The sequence below is a fragment of the Candidatus Pantoea communis genome (assembly GCF_011752685.1).
Classification (GTDB): Bacteria; Pseudomonadota; Gammaproteobacteria; order Enterobacterales; family Enterobacteriaceae; genus Pantoea; species Pantoea communis.
In genome coordinates, this window is sequence record NZ_VWXC01000008.1 from 1 (window position 1) to 23375 (window position 23375).

Below are 23375 nucleotides of genomic sequence, written 5' to 3' on the forward strand. Positions count from 1 at the left end.
TGAGAGTCCTGAAGGGACGTTGAAGACGACGACGTTGATAGGCCGGATGTGTAAGTGCAGCGATGCATTGAGCTAACCGGTACTAATGACCCGTGAGGCTTAACCTTACAACGCCAGAGGCGTTTTTTGAGAGACGCAGAAGTAGATTTTCAGCTTTGTTCATCCGGATAAAAGAATTAGCGATGTCCTGCGGAGTTAAGTCCGAAGGATTTTGCGCTGAGTCAAGGCGCCGACCGAGACGGAACGAAGGAGCATACTGAGGTATGTGACTGAGTTACGCGAGGGAGAGCAACGCAGCATCAGCACAAAAGACACAGGACAGAGCACAGGAATTTGCCTGGCGGCTGTAGCGCGGTGGTCCCACCTGACCCCATGCCGAACTCAGAAGTGAAACGCCGTAGCGCCGATGGTAGTGTGGGGCCTCCCCATGCGAGAGTAGGGAACTGCCAGGCATCAATTTAAGACTCATTCGTGAGTCGTGACCTTTCAGGTGACACTGAAAGGGCGAAACACCCGAAGTCAGAACGGTTTTCTGATTTTGGTACAGAATCGGTGGAGCGGTAGTTCAGTTGGTTAGAATACCTGCCTGTCACGCAGGGGGTCGCGGGTTCGAGCCCCGTCCGTTCCGCCACTTAATTGATAAGCCCTGACTTAATAAGTCAGGGCTTTTTCATGTCTAAAATTCAAGTTCAATTGTTGATTTAATCGCAATATTCTTCTGCTTATAAGCGGATTTTTCAGCAATAATAATGCTGCCACAATGTTCCCCATCGAAATCATTCACAAAACGATGAGGAAAAACATGACAATCCCTGCCCTTGGTTTAGGTACTTTCCGCCTGCAAGACGATGTTGTAATTCATTCCGTAAAGACAGCACTGGAACTGGGTTATCGTGCCATTGACACCGCGCAAATCTATGAAAATGAGGCTGCTGTTGGTCAGGCCATTTTTGAAAGTGGAATAGATCGTCACCAACTCTTTATTACCACCAAGATTTGGATCGAAAATCTCACTGCTGAAAAACTCATACCGAGTTTGCAGCAAAGTCTGTCAAAACTGCGCACCGAGTATGTTGATCTTACATTGATTCACTGGCCTTCACCTGGCGCAGCAGTCCCGGTCAAAGAGAGTATGCAGGCATTAATGGCAGCGAAAGAGGCGGGCCTGACGCGCCAGATTGGCATATCAAACTTCCCGATTGCGCTCATGAGAGAGGCCATTGCCGCAGTTGGCATTGAAAATATCGCCACCAACCAGATTGAACTCCATCCCTTCCTGCAAAACAGCGAGGTAGTTGCATTTGCTAAGCAGCAAGGAATGCACATCACGTCTTACATGACTTTGGCTTACGGTGAGGCACTAAAGGATGCGACCATCCAGGCGATTGCACGCAAACATCAGGCGACACCGGCACAAATCGTTCTGGCGTGGGCGATGCAATCTGGCTTCAGCGTGATCCCTTCTTCGACTAAGCGCGATAATCTGGCCAGCAATATGGATGCTGCTAACTTAACGCTTGATGTGGAGGATATGAAAAGCATCTCATCACTGGATCGCCAGCAGCGGTTGGTTAGCCCTGAAGGGTTGGCTCCGGACTGGGATTAAGTTACGAAATATTCAGCCCTGCATTCGCCAGGGCTGTTGCTTAACCCACTCACTGAGAAAGTCGATAAAAGCACGTGCTCGTTGGCTAACGCCCAGATCGCTGTAATAGACCGCGTTGAACGGCATCGCTACGGGTACTCGCTGCTGCGGCAACACCTCAATAAATGTTCCATCCGCGATTTCGCTGTCTACCATGTAATCGGAGAGACAAGCGATACCTTGATCATCAAGACACAGTTGTTTAATGGTTTCACCGCTGTTTGAGGACATTCCCGGCACGATGTCATAAAGATCATGACCATTCTCAGAAACAGGCCAACGGTTCAGGCGCAGCGGTTCTACGAAACCAAGGCATTCATGATTTATCAAATCTGATGTCGAAATGGGGACGCCCCTTTTCGCCAGATAAGCCGGAGTTGCTACCAATTTGCGATAGCTGATAAACAGCAAACGTGCTCGTAAGGTTGAGTCCGTCAGGTTGCCTGCGCGAATAGCCACATCGACTTTACGTTCAATCAGATTAATAAAACTCTCAGACGAAATCAGCGACAGGGTGACGTCGGGGTAGCGCTCACGGAAGGGTTTAATCATCGGCAGAATCAAATGCAGAATGACCGGCGTGGCAGCGTCTATGCGCAGAAGACCTTGCGGAGCTTGCTGACGTTCCATGAGCTCATTTTCAGCGGTCGACATCTCCTGCATAAGTTTCTGAACGCGTTTAAAGTAGTCCTCACCTTCCTGAGTGAGCGCGAGCTGACGCGTGGTGCGCGTGAGTAATGCCACTCCAAGTTTATTCTCCAGCTTTTTAACTGTACGGCTCACCGCCGAATTCGCCATCTGCAGTTGTTCCGCCGCACGGCTAAAACTACCGCTTTCGACCACAGCAATAAAAACTTTCAACTCATCCGACGATGCTTTCATTATGCTCCCCGAGGCAAAAGTCTATTCTCACTTTGCATCTTTTTGTCATTAAAGCATGAGTCGATAATGACGCCCATCAAAACATTCATGGGAGTCAATCATGCCACTTGCACTCTGGGCGCTGACTATCAGCGCCTTCGCTATCGGAACCACAGAATTCGTTATCGTCGGTCTTATTCCTACGATTGCGGAACAACTTAACATCACGTTGCCTTCCGCAGGAATGCTGGTGTCAATTTATGCCCTTGGTGTCGCCGTGGGGGCGCCAGTGCTGACCGCTTTAACCGGCAAAGTGCCGCGCAAGCCACTGCTGATAGGGCTGATGGTGCTCTTTACGTTGGGCAACCTGGTCGCCTGGTTGGCACCGAACTATGAGACATTGGTGATTGCTCGATTGCTAACGGGATTGGCACACGGTGTTTTCTTCTCGGTCGGTTCGACGATTGCGACAAGTCTGGTAAGCAAAGAGAAGGCAGCAAGTGCCATCGCCATTATGTTTGGCGGTCTGACGGTAGCATTGGTGACTGGTGTACCCTTGGGTACGCTGATTGGTCAGCACTTTGGGTGGCGTGAAAGTTTCCTCGCAGTTTCCTTGTTAGGTGTCATTGCTTTAGTCAGCAGCATGGTACTGATACCGCGTAATGTTGCGCAGCCACCTGTTACCACTTTGGCACAGCAAGCGCGCGTCATGGTGAACCCACGCCTGCTATTAATCTATGCTATTACCGCGTTGGGCTACGGCGGTGTGTTTACTGCCTTTACTTTCCTGGCGCCGATGATGCAGTCATTAGCCGGTTTTTCCCCGACAGCGGTCAGTGTCATTCTGCTGGGGTATGGTATCTCTGTAGCCATTGGTAATATCTGGGGTGGCAAGTTGGCCGATCGTCACGGGGCTGTACCCGCATTAACGCTAATCTTTAGCGCATTGGCGGTATTGCTGTTGATATTCCAGTTTACGGCTAATACACACTTTATGGCGCTGGCAACGGTGCTAGTGATGGGGATTTTTGCCTTCGCTAACGTACCGGGCCTGCAGGTCTATGTGGTGCAGAAGGCTGAGTCCTATGCGCCTGGTGCAGTTGATGTGGCGTCAGGACTGAATATCGCGGCGTTTAACATCGGGATTGCACTAGGGTCATTGGTTGGTGGTCATATTGTCGAACACTATGGTCTGGCTCAAACCCCCTGGGTTGGTGCTGTCATTGTTTTTATCGCGCTATTGCTGGTAAGACTGAGCGGTCAGCTCGACAAACCCCGTACTGCATTTGCCACGGAATAATGAGGTCAACAACCCGCTAAAGGGCGGGTTGTTACCGTAATATGCTGTGAAGCTAATTCCGACAATTAACAACGCCAATTGAAACCCTGTCCTAAAATCCCTATAACTGTCAGGTGAAGTTGTAGTCGTAAATCAGCCAGGCGGGAAAGTGCGAAAGAAAACATATGCAATGCGTTACACAGCGGGTCAGCCTGCAGAGCGGATATTTCCGCCCGGGGCGATGTTGCATCTGGGACAGGCGCTGCCGCCTGGTGCACCGTTACCTGCGGATCCTGCATTGCGGGTTTTAGTCTGGAATATCTTCAAGCAGCAGCGGGCTGATTGGATGTCCGTACTGCAGGGTTTCGGCAAAGATGCTCACCTTGTTTTACTTCAGGAAGCACAAACCACCCCTGAGTTGGTCAAATTCGCCACCAGTAACTATCTGGCGGCCGATCAGGTACCTGCCTTCGTCTTACCCCAACATCCCTCTGGCGTGATGACGCTCGCTTCTGCGCATCCTGTGTATTGCTGTCCACTGCGTGAACGCGAACCTTTGTTACGCCTGGCTAAGTCGGCGCTGGTGACGGCCTATCCACTGCCGACCGGCGAAATGCTGATGGTGGTCAATATCCACGCGGTGAATTTCAGCCTTGGCGTGGATGTCTACAGCAAGCAACTTGGTCCGATTGGCGAACAGATTCAACATCATCGCGGACCGGTGATCATGGCCGGCGATTTCAATGCCTGGAGCCGTCAGCGCATGAACGCGCTGTATCGCTTTGCCGAAGAGATGGCATTACACGAAGTGAATTTCACGGATGACCATCGGCGTAAAGCGTTTGGCCGTCCGTTAGATTTTGTCTTCTACCGTGATATGAAAGTTAGCGAGGCTTCTGTGCTGGTCACGCGCGCTTCTGATCACAATCCACTGTTAGTCGAGTTCACGCCAACAGCGCTTGCCCGCTAAGTCTCAATGAACGCAATCGCCCGCACCGGCGAGGCTGACCCGCGCTCAATTCGAAGTGGTAGTGCAAGAAAGCAAAAATGCGCAGGCAACATCTCTAAGTTAGCCAGATTTTCGATAATAAGATTATCGTTACCCAGTACAGCTAAATGCGCGGGATTTTCTGCATTGCCAAAGGCATCGAGCGAGAGGGCATCGGTGCCAATTACCTTTACACCTTTTGCAATCAGATAAGCAGCACCTTCCGCAGAAAGCCCCGGCCAATCCTGCAGAAATGCGCTGTGATCGGGTTTAAGAGCCCATTTTTCATGCCAGCCTGTGCGAAAAATGACGATGTCATCAGCCTCAATTGCGCCAAAGTCCCTTTCCCAAAGTTGAATATCCTTAACACCAAAAGTGTGGCAGGGCGCAATATGTCGCATATCCAGCAGCAGGCCCCGGCCCATTAACTGGCATACATCAATCTCTTCGATTGTCTTGCCGCCTTCAATAAAGTGTGAAGGAGCATCGACATGGGTCCCGCAATGATCCCCCATGATTATCTGGCAGTTATAATTTCCATCGCCGGTTGAATAAGTTTCATTATCCGCACGGATAAATTTCGGGTGTGTCGGCCATACGGGCATGCTGGTTTGATGTAAATGACTAAGTTCTATTATTTTGCTGCTGCGAATCTGTTTCCAGAGAGCTGTCATGTCATCCTCACTTATTCACATTTACCGTTTCTTTGAGCAGGGCAAGGGGAATGCAAGAAAGCAGCAGCATCCCGACGATTACGGCATAGTGCACGCTGAAACCCCACGTATGAATAATCCAGCCGCTAACAGGGGCGACCAGAATGCCAGCGATACCCACCGCCAAACCAATCATCAATCCAAGGCTCGAAGCTGCTGCATGAGGTGAAGAATCAATCAGCAGCGCATACGCAACAGGATAGGGCGAATTGCGGAACAGCCCCCAAAAAATCAGGATTCCCCAGGCAAGTGCGGCAGAATGAATAAAAATGCAGAGCGAACAGGCAAGGATCCAGCCCGCGATAATGATCGTCAGAGATGTCTTACGCCCGCGTTTATCCGAAAAACTGCCCCAAACGATCTGACCAATCCAGCCAGTGATGCCCGAAGCACCCGAAATGATGGCGGCGGTGGATAGGTCCAAACCGACCTCACGTGTGAGTTGAAGGGTTAAGAAGTTTGCAATCCCCATTTCAGCCCAGATAAAACCAAAGACCAGTGCAATCGCCATCAGGCAATTACGGTTTTTAAGGCAGCTAAAGGAATTTTTCAGGCTGGATTTCTGCGGTTTGGCTTCGAGCGGGCGAGTCAGTTTGTGTTCGTCGATCCAGTTAAAGACGCGTTGATGATTTTTTTTGGTTCCTATAATCAACTGCAATACCACGATGATTAATCCGATCAAAGGGATAAACAGAAATGCATGGCGCCAATCACCAAACATTAAAATTGCAGCAATTAAAATCGGACCAATGAATTGCCCAAGCGGAAAACCGGTGTGATGTACGCCAATGGCGAAACCTCGATTTTCTTTTTGCCACCACTCGCCAAGCAATGCCACATTAATGGGCTCTGAGCCGCCGGTACCCATCCCCATAAAAACACGCAGCGCCTGAAATGCCCCCAGCGATTTGCAAAATGCTGTAGCAACACCAGATATGATCTCCAACAAAACTGCCAGGCACCAGCTATAGCAGCGGCGATAACCGCTACCGATATAATCGGAAAGCAGGCCAAATAGCACCGCACCGGACAACGTACCGAAGAAGCTTAGCGAGTTAATCCACCCAGCCTGCACTTCACTAAGATTGAAATCCTTCATTATTGCCGGCAATAGGGTGGGTAAGATGATACGGTCTATCGAGTTCATCAAGATAGCAAGTGTCGTGATGACCAGCATGGCCCATGATAAAGGATGGGCACGTGGTAACCAGCGTGGTGTTGTCGTGTTCGTTTGCTGCCCTGAAGCATTATCTGCTTCCTTAAGCTGTTCGTTAAGGCTATCGCTCATTCTCAACCCTTATCCTACCGATGGTTTATCGAATCACTGAACTCACGGTTCAGCGATAGAGTGAATGCACGCCATGTAACATTTAAATTACGAATGCGGCGCCTTTCGTTAACACTATCGGTTGGCTTCTACCATACAAGTTGCTCCGGGTGGATATTTGACCAACATCACGTCTAAGGGTTTTTAATCGGGATAAAAGTCTTCAGAAGGGGAATGAGGAGAGAGGAGAAAGATAACAGGTTGCCACGACCTCGTTGAGGTAATAAAAATGAAAAAGGCTGACAAAAGTCAGCCTTTTCGACGCATTAGGTATCAGGTGTTGCGCTATTCTTCACAAACAGCGTGAGCTTATCGCCCGGCTGAATGTCTTTAGCGTCACTGTTCCAGCGCATAACATCCTGGGTGTTCACACCATGACGTTTTGCAATACTGGCAAAAGAATCACCCTTACGAACACGGTAGGTGATGCTGTTGCCGTTATCAGCCAACTGCGTTGCTTTGCCGCCCACCGTCAATTTCTGACCGATGCGTACTGAAGCACTACGCAAGTTGTTCTGCTGTTTCAGTGCACTGACGCTGACGCCAAGCTTGTTAGCAATTGCTGACAAGGTGTCGCCTTTACGTACCGTGTAGTTGTTTCCTGCTGCACTGACTTTCGCCATTTCAACAGGCTGCACGGATGCAATGTCACCGGATGCCAGTGAATTGCGCAGCTTAGCAACGTTGGACTTAGGCACCATAATATAGTGCGGTCCGTTTGGCGCAGTGGTGCCGTTTTTATAACCCGCATTGAAGCTCTTCAATTTGTTGAGCGACATGCCGGCCATATCTGCAGCCTGCGTCAGTTCAATCTGCTGTCCCACTTCCACACGTGCTAAAGCACGGCTTTCGTTCGGGGTCGGCAATTTGATACCGTACTGCTTGTTGTTCTTGAGGATTTCACTCAAGGCCAACATCTTAGGTACATAGACCGTGGTTTCGCGTGGTAACGATAAGTGCCAGAAATCAGTCGGCTTGCCGCGCGCCTTATTCTGTTTTATCGCTTTCAGCACGCGTCCTTCACCGCTGTTATAGGCGGCCACTGTTAACAACCAGTCACCGTCAAACATACCGTTCAGACGCTGCATCATATCCAGCGCAACTTTGGTCGAGGCCACCACATCGCGGCGTCCGTCATACCATTGGTTCTGTTTCAAACCATAGTTTTTGCCCGTTTGTGCAACAATCTGCCAGATGCCAGCGGCATTCGCAGAAGATGTTGCATGTGGGTCAAAAGCGCTCTCCACTATGGGTAGCAGTACCAGTTCCATCGGCATTTTACGTTTCTGTATCTGCTCGACAATCCAGTACATGTACGGCTCTGCCCGTAATGTTACATCGTGGAGATAGCTCTTATTTTTTAAAAACTTTGTTTTTTGTTCGCGGATCCGGGGGTTTTCCGGAATCCCCATCTTCAACTCGTCACTAATGTGATTCCAGAGATCGGTATCTTCTGCGAGGCTTGTTCCATCATCCTGCCAGCGCTGCGATAATAATTGATCTCCGTACTTTCCATTTTCACCTTGACCAGCTGAAGACAGGCTCTGTGCATGCTGTACGGGGATATTGGCGTCATTCCTTGATGCCTGACATCCTACCAGCAAGACCGAGGCGAGTAAGATCGCTTTAGCCTTCATGTGTGTGTCAATAGTTCGCTTAAAAGACGAGCAACTATACGTTAGGGGTACACACAACACAACCTTAAATATCAAAAACGGTCTTTCTTCTCGCGTAGATCAGCGAAAGTTTGCCATAACGGGGAGGAAGCAACATTAGTCCCCAAAGCCTTTTGTAAATCAGCATCTTGCGTACGGAGAAATAAATTTATATCCCGCTCAAGTGCCAGTTTTGTTGGCAAAGTAATGCGATTTTCTGCACGTAAGTCCTTAATTTGCTGATACCTTGCCAAAATTTTCGGGTCATGAGGCAGAATAGCCGCAGCAAACTTCATATTGGATAAAGTGTACTCATGAGCGCAACAAATCAGGGTATCTGCGGGGAGTTCATTAAGCTTTTGAAATGAATCAAACATTTGTTCTGCTGTGCCTTCAAATAATCTTCCACAGCCGCCAGAAAACATCGTGTCACCACAGAAAAGATAAGGTGAACTGAAATATGAGATATGTCCTAAAGTGTGTCCGGGTGTTGCGATGACACGGAAATCTAGCCCAAGCAGGGTAAATTCATCATTCTCGGCGACGATATGTTTTGCCCCCTTATCCGCGGTTTCCTCTGGTCCGTAAACCGCGATATCGGGATAGTGTTGCAATAATTCGGCGACACCGCCGACATGATCGTGATGATGATGCGTGAGTAAAATGGCCACCGGTTGCCACTTGTTGACTCTGATTTTATCCAGCACCGGTTGAGCCTCGCCGGGATCGACGATCAGACAGTTTTTATCATCGTCCGTCAGTGTCCAGATGTAGTTATCCTGCAACGCGGGAATACTGGTAAGATTCATAAACACCTCTCAGGTCGTAGAAAAAGGATAATGGTAGAGCATGAAGCCAGCGAAAACACGCCAGGTTCTGACTGCGCCGCGCTCCTGGCGCGATATGCCATGGGGCGATTATTTTCGCGATGCACTCACGCAGCAGTTGCAGCCTTACCTTGGAAAGCTGTATGGCTTTCATATGCTTAAACTTGGCAGCCTCAGCGCAGAAATCAATACCCGTCAGTGTGCCATATCGCATCAGGTAAATGTGGGCATTGAGGGCGATGACTTGCAGGTGATCGCCAATACCACGCAATTACCTTTTGAAGCGAAATCGATTGATGCTTGTTTGATGGCGCATACCCTGGCATGGAGTCAGGATCCCCATCGCGTGTTACGAGAAGTGGATCGCGTCCTGATTGACGATGGTTGGATGATTATCAGCGGGTTCAACCCGTTCAGCTTGCTGGGGATCAGCAAAGGTATCCCGGGTTTGCACGCCCGTGCGCCATGGAGCGGACGCATGTTCAGCCAGGTACGCTTGCTCGACTGGCTCAGCCTGCTCAACTATGAAGTGGTCTATCGCACCCGTTTTCAAGTGGTGCCGTGGCATCGGCAGGGCGGCAAAGTGATCAGTGCGCACCTGCCCGCGCTGGGATGTCTGAACATTGTGGTGGCACGCAAACGAACATTCCCATTAACGCCCACCAAAGCGAAGAAGAGCTTAAACAAAGCGCAGGTCAGACAAACGGTGAATGCCACCCGGCAATTTCGTGAAGTGAAGGATCAGGATTCGACCTGATAGCCGACATCATCCTGCGTCGGATGACCGGCTGCGCTGCGTGCCAGTTCGTCGCAGCGCTCGTTTTCCGGATGACCGGCGTGACCTTTTACCCATTCCCACTTAATTTCATGGTGGCTGAGCGCGAGATCGAGTCGCTTCCAGAGATCGACATTTTTCACCGGCTTTTTATCGGCCGTTTTCCAGCCGCGCTTTTTCCAGTTATGGATCCAACTGGTGATGCCCTGGCGCACATACTGACTGTCGGTGCTGAGCACCACTTCGCAGGGCTGCGTTAGCGCCTCTAACGCCACAATCGCCGCCATCATTTCCATGCGGTTGTTTGTCGTGAGTCGATAACCGGCGCTGAACTCTTTTTCATGTGGGCCATAACGTAAAATGGCACCGTAACCGCCGGGGCCGGGATTGCCCAGGCAGGATCCATCGGTGAATATTTCTACCTGTTTGCGCATCTCTGGTAGACTTCCTTCTGACAAAACGCCAAGTCTGACATAAAACGAGTCCTATGAGCACTGCAAATAACCGCCAGATCGTCCTCGATACCGAAACCACCGGCATGAACATGATCGGTGTGCACTATGAAGGACATCGCATCATTGAAATCGGTGCGGTTGAGGTGATTAACCGTCGCCTGACCGGCAACAACTTCCATATGTATCTCAAGCCCGATCGGCTGGTGGATCCGGAAGCTTTCGGCGTTCACGGTATTGCCGATGAGTTTCTTGCCGATAAGCCGATGTTTGCAGACATCGCCGATGAATTCCTCGAATACATCCGTGGTGCAGAGCTGGTGATCCATAACGCGTCGTTCGATATCGGCTTTATGGATTATGAGTTTGGCATGCTTAAGCGCGGTATCGGCAAAACCGACACCTTCTGTCAGGTGACAGATAGCCTGGCGATGGCGCGTAAAATGTATCCAGGCAAGCGCAATAGCCTCGATGCACTGTGTAATCGCTACGAAATCGACAACAGCAAACGTACGCTGCACGGCGCATTGCTCGATGCCGAAATTCTGGCTGAAGTGTTCCTGATGATGACGGGCGGCCAAACTTCGCTGGCTTTCTCGGCGGAAGGCGATCAGAGCAGCCAAAATACCGGCGATAACATTCAGCGCATCGTGCGTCCGAGTTCAGGATTACGCGTGGTCAACGCCAGCGATGATGAGATTATCGCACATGAAAGCCGTCTGGATTTAGTGTTGAAGAAGGGCGGAAGCTGCCTGTGGCGGGCCTGAATGGGCTGATTTTGCGTGGAAAAGCAACGTAAAGCTGAAAAAATCGGCAAACGATTCATTCCCTCAGAAAAAGCATTGACGGTTCATAAGGCTGCCATTAATATTCGCCTCGTTCTCGACGGGGAACAAAGCGCGGAGCGGTAGTTCAGTTGGTTAGAATACCTGCCTGTCACGCAGGGGGTCGCGGGTTCGAGCCCCGTCCGTTCCGCCAATCATTAAAGAAGCCGATGCAGAAATGCATCGGCTTTTTGCTTTTTCAGGCTGGCATCGGCGCCAACCTGATCATCAGATCAATCCTTCTGCACCGCCACTTCCTGACGATAGGTGCCCACTGAGACTTCACGATCGGCGCGAGCCAGCCAGCGATAGCAACCTGCACCTAATGCCACACCAATAAACCAGCTGAAGTTTGCCACGGCATGCAGTGACGGAATAAAGCTGATCACCAGGCAAATACCTACCGACGGCAGCAGTGCGGCAATCGCTTTCGGGTTAAAGCCACCGCGATACCAGTAGCGTCCTTTTGGTGTGTCATCAAACAGGTCGTCCACGTAAACCTTGCTGCGCTTAATCAGATAGAAATCGGCCACCAAAATGCCAAACAGCGGGCCGATAAAGGAGCCCAGCACATCCAGCGTGTAATGAATCAACTCCGGTGACTGGAACAGATTCCATGGCGTCAGCAGAACAGAACCCACTGCGGCAATCATTCCACCGGTACGGAAACTGATTTTCTGCGGTGAGCAATTTGAGAAGTCGAAAGCCGGGGAAACAAAGTTCGCCACGATGTTGATGCCGATAGTGGCGATAATCATGGTGAGTAAACCAATCGCGACGGCGACATCATTGCCAACCATGCTCACGGTCTCAATGGGATCGGTAATCATGCGGCCGAACAGCGATTGGGTACCTGACACGATCACCACGGTGACAATCGAGAACAGCAGGAAGTTAAACGGCAGGCCCCAGCGGTTCCCCCGGCGGATTTCCCCCATGCTTTTACCGTAGCGAGAGAAGTCACCAAAGTTGAGTAATGGGCCAGAGAAGTAAGAGACCACTAATGCGGTGGCGGTGATCATCTGCCAGGTTTGCTCACCAGTGCTTAACTGCTTGCTGGCCAGCGTAAAGGAGATACCGTCAAAGCCGGTTTTGTATACAATCCAGCCCGCCAGCGCCACCATCACCACGTAGACAGCCGGACCCGCCACATCGATAAAGCGTTTAATCGCGCTCATGCCGTGCCAGAACACCATGGCCTGCAGGAACCACATCACGCCGAAGCAGCACCAGCCCAGTTGAGATAACCCCAGCCAGCTGCTTTGCGTCATCCCGCTTAATGAAGGGAAGAACTTCAGCAGTACCAGCATCAGCGCATTAGCCGCTAAATAGGTTTGAATGCCATACCAGGCGAAAGCGATCAGGCCGCGAATCACCGCGGGGATATTGGCACCAAACACGCCGAATGCCTGACGTGAAATCACCGCGTAAGGCACGCCCGCCATCTGGCTCGGTTTGGCGACGAGGTTGGCACACAGCTGTACGATGCAGATACCTACCAGCAGACAAAGCAGCACCTGCCAGCTCGCCAGTCCCAACGTAAAGAAGCTGGCGGCGACCACATAGCCACCCATGCTGTGCACATCCGACATCCAGAAAGAGAAAATGTTATACCACGACCAGTTCTGGTCGCGCGTGGGCGCCAGATCTTCATTACACAGGCGTGGACTGTAGTGGGCGTTGGCGCCAGAGGCCACCCCGGAGGTCACTTCAGAATGATTTGGCATGAAACCTGCTCCTCTAACAACATGGGAAAAATAATCACAGCGTGAAACGGTATTGCAGGATCCAGGCCAGAATTGATTTCTTGTATACAAAAAATTAATTTCACGTATACGATGTGCTGTGCACAGACACTTACCGGAGCAGGTAATGAAGAGCGAAACAGGCCAGAAAACGGCTGCCGATCTGAATGATCGCGACGAACCCATCTATCAGGCATTACTCACTGCCATTGTTGAACATCAGCTGCCGCCGGGCAGCAAATTGCCAGAAGAGGCGCTATCAGAAGTCTTTGGTGTGAGCCGAACCGGCATTCGCAAGGTGCTACAACGCCTCGCGGCGGTGCAAATGATCACCTTGTCGCCCAGGCGTGGTGCACAAGTGGCCACGCCGGGCGTTGACGAGGCGCGCGATATCTTTGCCACACGCAGCTTACTCGAGTGCGCCAATTTGCCCGCGGTGCTGGCTCACGTTCAGCCACCACACCTTGCAGCCCTGAGCACACTCATTGAGGAAGAGCAGCAGGCTCACGAACAGCACGATGGTGCGGCGGCAATTCGGCTCTCTGCGGCTTTTCATATTCAGCTACAGGCGATTTCCGGTAATCAGGTACTGACGGATATGGTGACGCGCCTGACACAGCGCTCATCATTAGTGATTGCCGCCTATGGTGCGCCCTGGCAGCGCGGGTGTCGTTGCGATCATCACGATCGGCTGGTGGATCTGTTGCGGCAGAAAGATCTGCCGGCGCTTACCGCCGCACTGCAGCATCACTTCGAACACATCGTGGCCAGCCTGCATTTTGAGCGCAGCGGCGAAACCTTACCCGACTTCACCCGGTTATTTTCCGGTCACAATGGAGCCGCATCATGAGCCTGATTCAGGTGATCAACCCCAATACCAGCCTGGCGATGACAGAAACCATCGGTGCAGCCGCACGTGCGGTAGCGGCACCAGGAACTGAAATTCTGGCGGTGTGTCCAAGCCAGGGCGTGCCATCGATTGAAGGGCATTTCGATGAAGCGATTGCGGCGATCGGCGTACTGGAACAGGTCAGGCTCGGCAAAGCACAGGGCGTGAGTGGCCACATCATTGCCTGCTTCGGCGATCCGGGTTTACTGGCCGCGCGAGAACTGGCCAACGGTCCGGTGATTGGTATTGCGGAAGCCGCCATGCACACGGCAACGCTGGTGGCGACGCGCTTTTCAATTGTCACCACGCTACCGCGCACCCTGGTGATTGCCCGCCATCTGCTGCAGCAGTATGGCTTTACCCATCATTGTGCGGCGTTGCACGCTATCGATCTCCCGGTGCTGGCGCTGGAAGATGGCAGCGGCGTGGCGCAGGAAAAAGTGCGCCAGCACTGTATTCAGGCAAAACGCGAAGATGGCAGCGGCGCGATTGTGCTGGGCTGTGGCGGAATGGCCTCACTGGCACAGGAGCTGACTAAAGAGCTGGGTCTGCCGGTGATTGATGGCGTAAGCGCGGCGGTAAAAATGGTGGAATCACTGGTGGCGCTGGGCTTGGGTACCAGCAAACATGGCGATTTAGATTACCCGATTGAAAAACCGCTCAGCGGCGCATTTCAGCACCTAAACTAAGTGCTGGTTGAGGACTGACTAAGGAATTTACAGAATGAGTGATGTATCTGAAAAGAAAGAGTACAGCTTCAACAAAAACTACCCGCGTGACCTGATTGGTTATGCTAACCATCCGCCGCACGCGCAGTGGCCGGGCAACGCCAAAGTGGCGGTGCAGTTTGTCCTCAATTACGAGGAAGGCGCAGAAAACAATGTGCTGCACGGCGATGCAGGATCTGAACAATTCCTGTCCGATATCATTGGCGCCGCCAGTTACGCCGACCGCCATATGTCGATGGATTCTCTCTATGAATACGGTTCGCGCGCAGGCTTTTGGCGCATTCACAACGAGTTCCAGAAGCGCGGATTGCCATTAACGGTTTTCGGCGTGGCGATGGCGCTGGCGCGTCATCCGGAGATTGTGGACGCCATCAAAGTCGCGGATTACGACGTAGTCAGCCATGGCTGGCGCTGGATCCATTATCAGTCGATGGATGCTAAAACTGAACGCCAGCATATGCAGCAGGCGGTGGATGTGCTGCGCGATTTGTTTGGTAAAGCACCCACCGGCTGGTACACCGGCCGCGACAGCCCGAATACGCGCCGCTTAGTGGTGGAGAACGGTGGCTTCAGTTATGACAGTGATTATTACGGCGACGATCTTCCGTTCTGGACGCAGGTGACGTGCCAGGATGGCACGGTGAAACCGCATCTGATCATTCCTTATACGCTGGAATGTAACGATATGCGCTTCGCCTCGCCACAGGGTTTTAATACCGCCGAGCAGTTCTTTGTCTATCTGCGTGACACCTTTGATGTGTTGTATGAAGAGGGCGACACCGCGCCGAAGATGATGTCGATTGGCATGCACTGTCGACTGCTGGGCCGCCCGGGCAAATTCCGTGCCTTGCAGCGTTTCCTTGACCATATCCAGCAGCATGAGAATGTGTGGGTTTGTACGCGCCAGCAAATCGCTGATCACTGGATGGAGACGCACCCGGCTCCTGCTGTTTAACGACCAGCGATACTCCGCGCCGACACATTTGGCCGGTACGACATGAACTGTCGTACCGGCCCTGACCACGCGAGTTAAGTCTTACTGACGAGCGCCGGTTTACCCCGCTAGCTCATTAAACTCACCTGCGCCGCGACAATCCGCCACCCATAAGGCATGCGCACCCATGTTTGCTGCTGGCGACCCATCTTCTCCACGCCTTCACGCGTAAACTCAGTACTGCACACCGCGTAGTCATCTCCAAAGGTGGTGATCACCGTATTACGTAGCGTGCGCGCCAATCCCTTCGATGGACGGGCAGCGCGAAATGCACGGATCTCATCAATGCCATACAGATTTTCCCCTGCGCCCAAACGCACGGTGCGATCGTCGTGCCAAAACAATTCATCCAGCACATCAACATTGTTGCTGATCAGCGCTTCTTCATAGCGATAAAACGCAGCGGTCACCTCAGCCAGCACAGCAGGACGATCAATATGTTCAGGTGTCATGGTTACGCATCCATCAGGGTAGTTTGTGGCAGGGTCAACCCTTGCTGCTGCAGTGCCCAGGCGGCGCGCAGTGCAAGATGTTCTTTAAACGGTGCTGCGATTAACTGTAAGCCAATCGGTAATCCGCTGGCAGTTTGCAAAGGCACGGTACAGACCGGCAAGCCGAGGAAGGAAATTGGCTGCGTTAACATGCCCATACTGGCGCGCGTCGGCAAATCCTGGCCGTTAATATGAATCGTCTCTTGCCCAATGGTGGTCGCGGTGCAAGGGGTCGCCGGCGCAATCAGGACATCGAATTGTTCAAACAGCGGTAACACCTGCTGTTGGAAATGACGGCGGAAGCGCTGCGCCTGCACATACCACGCGGAAGGCAGCATCGCTCCGGCCAGCAGACGCTCGCGAGAGTTCGGTTCGAATTGCTCGGGCATATTGCGCAAAGCGGGCAGATAGTGATTGCCGCCTTCTGAGGCGGTGAGGATAAAGGCCGCTGAACGGGCAATTTCCGCGTTGGCTAACGTGACGGCTTCGCTGGCATCCAGCGCTTGTGCCACCACTTGCACGGCGGCACGCGCTTCTTCGCTGCACCAGGTCGAAAAGAAACCACCCAACACTGCGCTACGTATGCCTTCTGCGCCTTTTACTAATCCGTCACTGGCCGGTTCCTTCGCCTGCGCAGCCTGGAAAGCATCGCTGGCATCGTGACCTTGCAGCGCATCGTACACCAGACTCAAATCTTCTACCGAGCGAGCAAACGGACCGATATGATCGAGGCTGGCGACAAAAGGATGGCTGCCACTGCGCGATAAGCGACCAAAGGTCGGTTTGAGTCCATAGATACCGCACAACGAGGCCGGCACGCGGATCGAACCATTGGTATCGGTGCCCAGTGAGAAGTGCACTAAGCCTGACGCGACAGCCGCCGCCGAGCCGCCTGAGGAACCACCGGCCACGCGGCTCAAATCGCGTGGATTATGGGTCGGGCCATAATGGGTGTTTTCGGTGGTAAAGCCGTAAGCGTAGGCATCCATATTCAGCATGCCGGAGAGCAGTGCACCGGACTGACGCAGTCGACTCACCGCCCACGCATCTTCGCGGGCCGCTGCACGTTCACTGAATAAGCTGGCACCAGCAAGGGTGCTGTGACCGGCGACATCAAACAGGTTTTTAACCGCATAAGGAATACCCGCCAGCACAGGCAATACTTCACCGCGCTGGCGTTGCAAATCGACCTGATCCGCCTCGCGCAACATACGCTGACCGGTGACTTCGGTCCACGCATTGAGTGCAGGATTGTGCTCTTCAATGGCGTTCAACGTCTGTTGCGCCACTTCACGGGCGCTAATATCACCTTGATTCAGCGCATGATTGAGCGCTTTGATGGATAACGATGCCAGTTTCATGGATGAAACACTCCTGCCACTTCCAGCCGGTCATCCAGCGGGAAAGCCATGAGCGGTTCAGCCATGGCGGCGATGCGATTGAACTGCACCAGCAATTCAGCGCGACGTGCTTCGTCCAGCTCCAGAGCCAGAATCTGTTCCATTTGAGCGATATAAGCCGCCCAGTCCGGTTGCGAATGCATGATGGTTTCCTTTAAAAGCCGGCTGCGCTGCCGTTGCTACGTGGATCGAAGGCACCTTCCAGCATGCCGTTATTGTGTCTGACGATGGCGCCAGCGTGGCCGACGACTTCGCTGAAATCAGGCAACAGCTCAACGTCATGGCCGAGTTCGCGCAACTGCTGCACCGTTTCTGCTGACATGCGCGCTTCGAGTTTGAGAGAGTCAGAGGATTGTCCCCAGGTTCGCCCCAGCAACCAGCGCGGTGCACTGACCGCCTGTTGTAGTGGCTGTCCCTGAATCACGTGGCGGGTAAAAATCGCCGCCTGCGTTTGTGGTTGGCCATCGCCCCCCATTGATCCGTAAACCATCGTGCGGCCATCTTTCAGGCGCGCAGCCGCTGGATTTAAGGTATGGAACGGTTGTTTACCGGGTTCCAGCGCCAGCAGATGGCCCGGTTGCAGGCTAAAGGCTGCACCGCGGTTTTGCCAGGTAATGCCTGTACCCGGTAACACGACGCCGCTGCCAAATTCGTGATAAATGCTCTGGATAAAGGAAACGGCCAGCCCGCTGCTGTCCATCACCCCCATCCATACGGTATCGCCAGGACCTCGCCCGGTTCCCCACGGCGCGGCTTGTTGGTCATTAATTTGCGTTGCCAGTGTGGCAAGATGATCGGCGTTCAGTAGGTCTTGCACATTGAAGTCGATATGGCGCGGATCGGTGATGTGTTCGTCGCGCAAGGCAAAGGCTTTTTTGGTGGCCTCAACAATGCGGTGCACAGTTTGTGCCTCATCCGCCTCTGCCATGTTCAACCGGTCGGTGATGCCCAGAATGGCCAGCGATACCAAACCTTGCGTCGGTGGCGTCATATTCCAGATGTCGCCCTCGCTGTGTGCCAGATGTAGCGGCGTGCAGCGGCGCGCGTGCTGTTTCTGAAGATCTTCCAGGGTGATCGGCATGCCCAGCGCGGTCATTTCACGTGCCAGATGGTGGGCCAGTTCGCCGCGATAGAAACTCTCCAGACCCTGTTCACTCAACACGCTAAGTGTATTGGCAAGCGCGGGCTGGGTAAAACGGCTACCGGCACCAGGCACGGTGCCGTCAGGCAAGAAGGTCGCAGCGAAGCCGGGTTGATCAAGCAATTCATGTTGCTTTGCGGCAGTGGCGGCAGCCTGCGATGCGGTAACAGGAATGCCATCGGCAGCATAGCGAATGGCGTCACGCAGCAAACGGGCTAACGGCAACGGCGCAGAACCTAGCTCTTCAGCTAGCGTTAACGCCTCCTGCCAGCCACTCACCGTGCCTGCTACGGTGAGCGCTGCTTTAGGACCGCGATGCGGAATATGGCTTTCGCCGTGATAGAAGTCGAGGTGGGCGAGTGAGCCTGCTGCGCCACTGGCATCGATAGCGATAGGATCGCCATTGGGCGGCACGACTAACCAAAAGCCATCGCCACCCAAGCCGTTCATGTGCGGGTAGACAACCGCGATAGTGGCCGCTGCCGCTACCATCGCTTCAATCGCGTTGCCGCCTTCGCGTAAAACCGCCAGTGCGCTTTCACTGGCGAGATGATGTGGGGTGACGGCCATACCGAGCGGGGCCATGTTGCTCTGTATCATAGTGAACTCATCATCATTGATTCTTTTGTAGGGGGATTGGGTTAGTGGTCGCCGTAATGGGAGCCCCTACAAATCCGTGAGGTGATCAAAGCAAGAGCTGTTCCAGTTTTGGTCGGACATCAATGTGGATCGATTTGTGCTAGCTTGTGATGAAACGAAAGTTACAGGACCAATGATGAAACAGCTTGATGAACGCCTTCGCAGTCACTATCCGCAACTGTCGCCGCAGGAGCAGCGTATTGCCGATTTTGTGTTTGACCATTTTGATGACCTGATCAGCTACAACAGCGCCGAGCTGGCGCGGCTGAGCGGGGTATCGAAGGCGACAGTCAGCCGCCTGTTTAAACGTCTGGGCTATGAGAAATACAAGGACATGCGTGATGAGCTGCGTACGCTGCGTCAGAGCGGGATGCCCCTCACCGACAATCGCGATGCAGTGCAGGGCAATACCTTACTGTCGCGTCATTACAAGCAGGAGATGGCCAACCTGACGCAGTGGGTGAACAGCATCGACCCGCAGCAGTTTGGCAAAGTGATTCAGGCGCTGGGTGCTGCAAAGCGGGTGTTTATTATCGGCATGCGTAACGCCTATCCGGTGGCATTGCACCTGCGTCAGCAGCTGATGCAGGCGCGTCCGCAGGTACATGTGTTACCACAACCCGGCCAGACGCTGGGCGAGGAGCTGGTGGATATCACAACGGAAGATATTGTGGTCGTGATGGCCTTCCGCCGCCGTCCACGCATCATCCGCCCGCTGATGCAGCAGCTACAGCAGAGCAACATCCCGGTGCTGGCGCTGTGCGAGCCGCAGGCACAGGGCATTATCACCCTGGCACACTGGCAGCTGTGCGCGCCGCTCGATAGCGTCTCCGCCTTTGATAGCTATGCCTCGGCGATGAGTCTGATCAACCTGCTGGCAAATGCACTGCTGCATGAAATGCTGTCGCAAGGCCGTCAGCGTATTCATCAAATTGCCGATCTTTATCAGCAACTGGATGAACTGGAACACCGATAGTGGGCACCACTTTGGTGCTTTGCACCTTTTTTGATCGGATTTTAATACGGGCGCAATGCCCGTTTTTATCGCCTTAAACTCCGTGTTTATTCGTTTTTCTTCCCTTTGCGCCCCACACCCTGCGGTTGGCACATTAGTTGCAAATCGTTTTATCAAGAATCTTTTGTTTCACGATAAACTCACCGGGGTGCATAATGAAAAAAGTTTTACTGGCAGTCGCAGGCGCAGCATTGCTGATGGCTCAGGTCGGCAGTGCGATGGCCGATCAGCTACAAGACATTCAGAAGCGTGGCGTCATCCGCATTGCGGTGCCGCAGGACTTCCCGCCGTTTGGTTCAGTCGGTACCGATTTACAGCCACAAGGCTATGACATCGACATGGCCAAGTATCTGGCGAAGCAGATGAAACTGAAGTTGCAGCTCGTCCCGGTCTCCAGCGCCAACCGCGTGCCTTATCTGCAAACCGATAAAGTGGATCTGGTGATCTCCAGCATGGGCAAAAACGCCGAACGCGAGAAAGTGATCGATTTCAGCCGTGCCTATGCGCCGTTCTTCCTCGGCGTATTTGGTCCAAAAGGCGAGCCACTGAAAGATGCGGCGGCATTGAGCGGCAAATCAATTGGTGTGACGCGCGGTGCAGTGGAGGACATGGTGTTGAGCGATGTGGCGCCAAAAGATGCGCAGGTGAAGCGTTATGAAGATAACAACACCACGCTGTCAGCTTACCTGTCAGGTCAGGTGCAGTATGTCGCGACCGGTAACCTCGTGGTGGCTGCCATTGCGCGCCAGAACGCAGAAAAAGCGCCGGTGCCGCAGTTCATGCTAAAAGATTCACCGTGCTTTATCGGCCTGAAGAAAGATGAGCCAGCGCTGAAAGACAAAGTGAACGTGTTGATTGAGCAGGGCATTAAAGACGGCACGCTGAACAAGCTGTCAGAAGAGTGGCTGAAAGCCCCACTGCCAGCTAACCTCGGCGCATAACGCAATGATTGGGCAACTCAATTTTGCAGATCTCTGGCCGCACTGGCCAGAGTTACTGGCAGGGCTGTGGGTCACGATTCAGATAACGGTGCTGGCCACCGTCGGCGGGGTGAGCCTGGGGATTCTCGGCGCGGCACTGCGCAGTGGCAAACCGAGCTGGGCGAGTCGCATCTGGGGCGTTTATGTCGAACTGATCCGTAATACGCCATTCGTGGTACAGCTGTTTTTTATCGTCTTTGGTTTGCCCAATCTTGGTCTGAAACTGACGGCGGGCGAAGCAGCGCTGCTGGCGATGTTGATTAACCTTGGCGCGTACAGCACTGAAATTATCCGCGCCGGGATTCAGGTGACGCCGAAAGGGCAGTGGGAAGCGGGCCGTGTGCTGGGGTTGACCCGCACGCAGACTTTTATCCGCGTGGTTCTGCCGCCGTCGCTGCAACGTATTTATCCGGCGCTAGTCAGCCAATGCATCATTGTGATGCTGGGTTCATCGGTGGTGTCGCAGGTGTCGTACGAAGAGCTGACCTTCGCCGCCAATCTGATTCAGTCACGCACTTTCTTGAGTTTTGAAGTCTATCTGGTGACCACGTTGATCTACCTGGCGTTGTCGATTGCCATGCGACAGCTGCTGCTGGCGATGGGGCGTAAATGGTTTGGAGCGCAGCCCGCATGACAACCTTTACTGACTGGGACATCCTTCGCAACCTGCTGCTGGCGGCGCGCTGGACGATTTTACTGTCGCTGGTGGCCTTTTTTGGCGGCACGCTGGTGACCTTACCGCTGCTGTTTTTACGCCTGCTGAAGCGCCCATGGTTGACGCGCCTGATTCGCTGCTACACCGAACTGTTTCAGGGCACGCCGTTGTTGATGCAGCTGTTCCTCGCCTTCTTTGGCGTCGGGCTGTTTGGCATTGATGTGGCGCCCTGGACCGCCGCTTCGCTGGCATTAACTTTCTACACCAGCGCATTTTTGGTGGATATCTGGCACGGCAGTATTCGTGCGCTGCCGAAGGGCCAGTGGGAAGCATCGCGTTGCCTCGGACTGACTTTTGGTCAAACGCTGTTTCGCGTGGTGGCACCGCAGGCGATTCGCATCGCCATTGCGCCGACCGTAGGCTTTGCCGTTCAGGTGATTAAAGGCACCGCGCTGGCCTCGATTATCGGTTTCGTCGAGCTGACGAAAGCCGGCACTATTTTGAACAATGTGACGTATCAGCCCTTTAAGGTATTTGGCCTGGTGGCGCTGGGTTACTTCCTGATGTGTTATCCGCTGTCGCGTTACAGCCAGTACCTGGAGAAAAAATTCAATGCCGCTCATCACCATTAATCAGGTCCAGAAGTACTACGGCGACAACCACGTCCTGAAAGGTGTCGATCTGGATATCGACAACGGCGAGGTGATTTCGATCATCGGCCGCAGCGGCTCGGGCAAAAGTACCTTGCTGCGCTGCATGAACGGACTGGAGGGCTACCAGGAAGGCAGCATCAAACTCGGCGGTATGACGATCACCGACCGTGAATCCCAGGCGCGTGAAATCAGCCGCTCGGTGGGCATGGTGTTCCAGAACTTCAACCTGTTCCCGCACATGACCGCGCTGGAAAACGTGATGCTGGCGCCGCGCCGGGTGCTGAAGAAAAGCGAAGCCGAATGTCGCGAGCTGGCGACGCAGATGCTGGAGAAAGTCGGCCTCGGCGAACGCATCAACTACTACCCGGCCAATTTATCCGGTGGACAACAGCAGCGCGTGGCGATTGCCCGTGCGCTGGCGATGCAGCCGAAAGTATTACTCTGTGACGAGATCACCTCAGCGCTCGATCCTGAACTGGTGGGCGAAGTGCTGAAGGTGCTGGAACAGCTGGCTGCCGAGGGCATGACCTTGATCCTCGTTACACATGAAATGAACTTCGCCCGTGATGTGGGCGATCGCGTGGTGTTTATGCATCAGGGCCGTGTCTGGGAGCAGGGTGACAGCAAAACGCTGTTTGCCAATCCGCAGACCGCCGAGCTTAAACAGTTTATCTCCACCGTCCGTCTTTAAGTCTTCAA

The 23375-nt window shown here is 53.2% G+C and carries 25 protein-coding genes, 2 tRNA genes and 2 rRNA genes; 18 read left to right on the forward strand and 11 right to left on the reverse strand.

Annotated elements, in window-relative coordinates; translation table 11 throughout:
• The 4 genes from F3J37_RS12015 to dkgB all read left to right on the forward strand — a co-directional run.
• A 23S ribosomal RNA gene (locus F3J37_RS12015) occupies positions 1-107 on the forward strand; the annotation flags it as partial.
• 229 nt (positions 108-336) lie between these two features.
• Positions 337-452: ribosomal RNA gene (gene rrf, locus F3J37_RS12020) — 5S ribosomal RNA — on the forward strand.
• 102 nt (positions 453-554) lie between these two features.
• Positions 555-631: transfer RNA gene (locus F3J37_RS12025), tRNA-Asp, on the forward strand.
• 171 nt (positions 632-802) lie between these two features.
• Positions 803-1606: a 2,5-didehydrogluconate reductase DkgB gene (gene dkgB / locus F3J37_RS12030; protein WP_166933605.1), complete on the forward strand. Its 804-nt coding sequence runs from the start codon at positions 803-805 to the stop codon at positions 1604-1606.
• Positions 1607-1618: 12 nt separating this feature from the next.
• Here the strand turns inward: dkgB and yafC are convergent, their stop codons facing one another.
• Positions 1619-2527: a DNA-binding transcriptional regulator YafC gene (yafC, locus tag F3J37_RS12035; protein WP_166933607.1), complete on the reverse strand. Its 909-nt coding sequence runs from the start codon at positions 2525-2527 to the stop codon at positions 1619-1621.
• 100 nt (positions 2528-2627) lie between these two features.
• Here yafC and F3J37_RS12040 point away from each other — a divergent pair, with 100 nt between their 5' ends.
• Together F3J37_RS12040 and F3J37_RS12045 are read left to right on the forward strand one after the other, a co-directional pair.
• Positions 2628-3806, forward strand: coding sequence for an MFS transporter (locus F3J37_RS12040; RefSeq protein WP_166933609.1), 1179 nt, complete (start codon positions 2628-2630; stop codon positions 3804-3806).
• A 148-nt stretch (positions 3807-3954) separates the two neighbouring features.
• Entirely contained in the window at positions 3955-4755 is an 801-nt protein-coding gene (locus F3J37_RS12045; protein WP_034825421.1) for an endonuclease/exonuclease/phosphatase family protein, read from the forward strand.
• Here F3J37_RS12045 and F3J37_RS12050 read toward each other — a convergent pair.
• The 4 genes from F3J37_RS12050 to gloB all read right to left on the reverse strand — a co-directional run bounded on the left by F3J37_RS12050 (position 4752) and on the right by gloB (position 9277).
• Positions 4752-5447: a cyclase family protein gene (locus F3J37_RS12050; protein ID WP_166933611.1), complete on the reverse strand. Its 696-nt coding sequence runs from the start codon at positions 5445-5447 to the stop codon at positions 4752-4754. The two genes, F3J37_RS12045 and F3J37_RS12050, sit on opposite strands and share 4 nt — an antisense overlap.
• Before the next feature lie 7 nt (positions 5448-5454).
• A complete protein-coding gene (locus F3J37_RS12055) occupies positions 5455-6774 on the reverse strand; it encodes an MFS transporter (RefSeq protein ID WP_166933613.1) in 1320 nt (439 codons plus the stop codon).
• A 305-nt stretch (positions 6775-7079) separates the two neighbouring features.
• Entirely contained in the window at positions 7080-8450 is a 1371-nt protein-coding gene (gene mltD / locus F3J37_RS12060) for a murein transglycosylase D (protein ID WP_034825415.1), read from the reverse strand.
• 71 nt (positions 8451-8521) lie between these two features.
• Positions 8522-9277: a hydroxyacylglutathione hydrolase gene (gloB, locus tag F3J37_RS12065; protein WP_166933614.1), complete on the reverse strand. Its 756-nt coding sequence runs from the start codon at positions 9275-9277 to the stop codon at positions 8522-8524.
• Positions 9278-9317: 40 nt separating this feature from the next.
• Between gloB and F3J37_RS12070 the strand changes: the two genes are divergently transcribed.
• Positions 9318-10052 carry a class I SAM-dependent methyltransferase gene (locus tag F3J37_RS12070; protein ID WP_058961571.1) on the forward strand — a complete coding sequence of 245 codons (735 nt, stop codon included), beginning with the start codon at positions 9318-9320 and terminating at the stop codon, positions 10050-10052.
• Here the strand turns inward: F3J37_RS12070 and rnhA are convergent.
• Positions 10037-10504 (reverse strand): ribonuclease HI, encoded by a 468-nt coding sequence (gene rnhA / locus F3J37_RS12075; RefSeq protein ID WP_034825410.1) that lies wholly within the window; start codon positions 10502-10504, stop codon positions 10037-10039. The genes F3J37_RS12070 and rnhA overlap by 16 nt on opposite strands.
• Before the next feature lie 53 nt (positions 10505-10557).
• On the opposite strand from rnhA, the gene dnaQ reads away from it, so the two are divergent.
• The 3 genes from dnaQ (at position 10558) to F3J37_RS12085 (ending at position 11500) form a co-directional block, all read left to right on the forward strand.
• Positions 10558-11289, forward strand: a complete 732-nt coding sequence (dnaQ, locus tag F3J37_RS12080; protein WP_034825408.1) for a DNA polymerase III subunit epsilon — start codon at positions 10558-10560, stop codon at positions 11287-11289.
• Between the two features lie 15 nt (positions 11290-11304).
• Positions 11305-11433, forward strand: coding sequence for a hypothetical protein (locus F3J37_RS28370; protein ID WP_255464768.1), 129 nt, complete (start codon positions 11305-11307; stop codon positions 11431-11433).
• A tRNA-Asp gene (locus F3J37_RS12085) sits at positions 11424-11500 on the forward strand. Before F3J37_RS28370 ends, F3J37_RS12085 begins: the two co-directional genes overlap by 10 nt.
• 79 nt (positions 11501-11579) lie before the next feature.
• On the opposite strand, the gene F3J37_RS12090 is transcribed toward F3J37_RS12085, so the two are convergent.
• Positions 11580-13073 carry an NCS1 family nucleobase:cation symporter-1 gene (locus tag F3J37_RS12090; protein ID WP_034825407.1) on the reverse strand — a complete coding sequence of 498 codons (1494 nt, stop codon included), beginning with the start codon at positions 13071-13073 and terminating at the stop codon, positions 11580-11582.
• A gap of 145 nt (positions 13074-13218) precedes the next feature.
• Between F3J37_RS12090 and F3J37_RS12095 the strand changes: the two genes are divergently transcribed.
• The 3 genes from F3J37_RS12095 to puuE are packed head-to-tail and all read left to right on the forward strand — an operon-like array spanning position 13219 to position 15663.
• Complete coding sequence (locus F3J37_RS12095) at positions 13219-13941, forward strand: GntR family transcriptional regulator (protein ID WP_045813704.1); 723 nt, start codon at positions 13219-13221, stop codon at positions 13939-13941.
• Positions 13938-14669, forward strand: a complete 732-nt coding sequence (hpxA, locus tag F3J37_RS12100; protein WP_166933616.1) for an allantoin racemase — start codon at positions 13938-13940, stop codon at positions 14667-14669. Before F3J37_RS12095 ends, hpxA begins: the two co-directional genes overlap by 4 nt.
• 34 nt (positions 14670-14703) lie before the next feature.
• Complete coding sequence (gene puuE, locus F3J37_RS12105) at positions 14704-15663, forward strand: allantoinase PuuE (RefSeq protein WP_097117572.1); 960 nt, start codon at positions 14704-14706, stop codon at positions 15661-15663.
• A 107-nt stretch (positions 15664-15770) separates the two neighbouring features.
• Here puuE and hpxZ read toward each other — a convergent pair whose 3' ends face one another.
• Genes hpxZ through F3J37_RS12125 form a run of 4 tightly spaced genes read right to left on the reverse strand, consistent with a single transcriptional unit; the run spans position 15771 to position 19334 of the window.
• Positions 15771-16154: an oxalurate catabolism protein HpxZ gene (gene hpxZ / locus F3J37_RS12110; RefSeq protein ID WP_166933618.1), complete on the reverse strand. Its 384-nt coding sequence runs from the start codon at positions 16152-16154 to the stop codon at positions 15771-15773.
• Positions 16155-16156: 2 nt separating this feature from the next.
• A complete protein-coding gene (locus F3J37_RS12115) occupies positions 16157-17554 on the reverse strand; it encodes an AtzE family amidohydrolase (protein WP_166933620.1) in 1398 nt (465 codons plus the stop codon).
• Positions 17551-17736: an oxalurate catabolism protein HpxX gene (gene hpxX / locus F3J37_RS12120; RefSeq protein WP_034825399.1), complete on the reverse strand. Its 186-nt coding sequence runs from the start codon at positions 17734-17736 to the stop codon at positions 17551-17553. Before hpxX ends, F3J37_RS12115 begins: the two co-directional genes overlap by 4 nt.
• Positions 17737-17747: 11 nt before the next feature.
• Entirely contained in the window at positions 17748-19334 is a 1587-nt protein-coding gene (locus F3J37_RS12125) for a gamma-glutamyltransferase family protein (RefSeq protein ID WP_166933622.1), read from the reverse strand.
• Positions 19335-19509: 175 nt separating this feature from the next.
• Here F3J37_RS12125 and hpxU point away from each other — a divergent pair, with 175 nt between their 5' ends.
• The 5 genes from hpxU (at position 19510) to F3J37_RS12150 (ending at position 23367) form a co-directional block, all read left to right on the forward strand.
• Complete coding sequence (gene hpxU, locus F3J37_RS12130) at positions 19510-20349, forward strand: MurR/RpiR family transcriptional regulator HpxU (protein ID WP_166933623.1); 840 nt, start codon at positions 19510-19512, stop codon at positions 20347-20349.
• 194 nt (positions 20350-20543) lie between these two features.
• The gene (locus tag F3J37_RS12135; protein ID WP_058961562.1) at positions 20544-21329 is read left to right on the forward strand and encodes a transporter substrate-binding domain-containing protein; all 786 of its coding nucleotides are present in this window, start codon (positions 20544-20546) and stop codon (positions 21327-21329) included.
• 4 nt (positions 21330-21333) lie between these two features.
• On the forward strand, positions 21334-22002 hold the full coding sequence (locus F3J37_RS12140) for an amino acid ABC transporter permease (RefSeq protein ID WP_166933625.1): 669 nt from the start codon (positions 21334-21336) through the stop codon (positions 22000-22002).
• The gene (locus F3J37_RS12145; RefSeq protein WP_058961561.1) at positions 21999-22655 is read left to right on the forward strand and encodes an amino acid ABC transporter permease; all 657 of its coding nucleotides are present in this window, start codon (positions 21999-22001) and stop codon (positions 22653-22655) included. Before F3J37_RS12140 ends, F3J37_RS12145 begins: the two co-directional genes overlap by 4 nt.
• On the forward strand, positions 22636-23367 hold the full coding sequence (locus F3J37_RS12150) for an amino acid ABC transporter ATP-binding protein (RefSeq protein WP_034825388.1): 732 nt from the start codon (positions 22636-22638) through the stop codon (positions 23365-23367). Before F3J37_RS12145 ends, F3J37_RS12150 begins: the two co-directional genes overlap by 20 nt.
• The last annotated feature ends 8 nt before the right edge of the window (positions 23368-23375 follow it).

Bases quoted from the DNA above. Each gene is read 5' to 3' on its own strand.
- hpxZ (WP_166933618.1), bottom strand. From the start codon at position 16,154: ATGACACCTGAACATATTGATCGTCCTGCTGTGCTGGCTGAGGTGACC.
- rnhA (WP_034825410.1), bottom strand. From the start codon at position 10,504: ATGCGCAAACAGGTAGAAATATTCACCGATGGATCCTGCCTGGGCAAT.
- F3J37_RS12055 (WP_166933613.1), bottom strand. From the start codon at position 6,774: ATGAGCGATAGCCTTAACGAACAGCTTAAGGAAGCAGATAATGCTTCA.
- F3J37_RS12150 (WP_034825388.1), top strand. From the start codon at position 22,636: ATGCCGCTCATCACCATTAATCAGGTCCAGAAGTACTACGGCGACAAC.
- F3J37_RS12115 (WP_166933620.1), bottom strand. From the start codon at position 17,554: ATGAAACTGGCATCGTTATCCATCAAAGCGCTCAATCATGCGCTGAAT.
- hpxU (WP_166933623.1), top strand. From the start codon at position 19,510: ATGAAACAGCTTGATGAACGCCTTCGCAGTCACTATCCGCAACTGTCG.
- F3J37_RS12095 (WP_045813704.1), top strand. From the start codon at position 13,219: ATGAAGAGCGAAACAGGCCAGAAAACGGCTGCCGATCTGAATGATCGC.
- hpxX (WP_034825399.1), bottom strand. From the start codon at position 17,736: ATGCATTCGCAACCGGACTGGGCGGCTTATATCGCTCAAATGGAACAG.
- F3J37_RS12040 (WP_166933609.1), top strand. From the start codon at position 2,628: ATGCCACTTGCACTCTGGGCGCTGACTATCAGCGCCTTCGCTATCGGA.
- dkgB (WP_166933605.1), top strand. From the start codon at position 803: ATGACAATCCCTGCCCTTGGTTTAGGTACTTTCCGCCTGCAAGACGAT.
- gloB (WP_166933614.1), bottom strand. From the start codon at position 9,277: ATGAATCTTACCAGTATTCCCGCGTTGCAGGATAACTACATCTGGACA.
- F3J37_RS12070 (WP_058961571.1), top strand. From the start codon at position 9,318: ATGAAGCCAGCGAAAACACGCCAGGTTCTGACTGCGCCGCGCTCCTGG.
- F3J37_RS12090 (WP_034825407.1), bottom strand. From the start codon at position 13,073: ATGCCAAATCATTCTGAAGTGACCTCCGGGGTGGCCTCTGGCGCCAAC.
- dnaQ (WP_034825408.1), top strand. From the start codon at position 10,558: ATGAGCACTGCAAATAACCGCCAGATCGTCCTCGATACCGAAACCACC.
- F3J37_RS12145 (WP_058961561.1), top strand. From the start codon at position 21,999: ATGACAACCTTTACTGACTGGGACATCCTTCGCAACCTGCTGCTGGCG.
- mltD (WP_034825415.1), bottom strand. From the start codon at position 8,450: ATGAAGGCTAAAGCGATCTTACTCGCCTCGGTCTTGCTGGTAGGATGT.
- F3J37_RS12125 (WP_166933622.1), bottom strand. From the start codon at position 19,334: ATGATACAGAGCAACATGGCCCCGCTCGGTATGGCCGTCACCCCACAT.
- puuE (WP_097117572.1), top strand. From the start codon at position 14,704: ATGAGTGATGTATCTGAAAAGAAAGAGTACAGCTTCAACAAAAACTAC.
- yafC (WP_166933607.1), bottom strand. From the start codon at position 2,527: ATGAAAGCATCGTCGGATGAGTTGAAAGTTTTTATTGCTGTGGTCGAA.
- hpxA (WP_166933616.1), top strand. From the start codon at position 13,938: ATGAGCCTGATTCAGGTGATCAACCCCAATACCAGCCTGGCGATGACA.
- F3J37_RS12135 (WP_058961562.1), top strand. From the start codon at position 20,544: ATGAAAAAAGTTTTACTGGCAGTCGCAGGCGCAGCATTGCTGATGGCT.
- F3J37_RS12140 (WP_166933625.1), top strand. From the start codon at position 21,334: ATGATTGGGCAACTCAATTTTGCAGATCTCTGGCCGCACTGGCCAGAG.
- F3J37_RS12050 (WP_166933611.1), bottom strand. From the start codon at position 5,447: ATGACAGCTCTCTGGAAACAGATTCGCAGCAGCAAAATAATAGAACTT.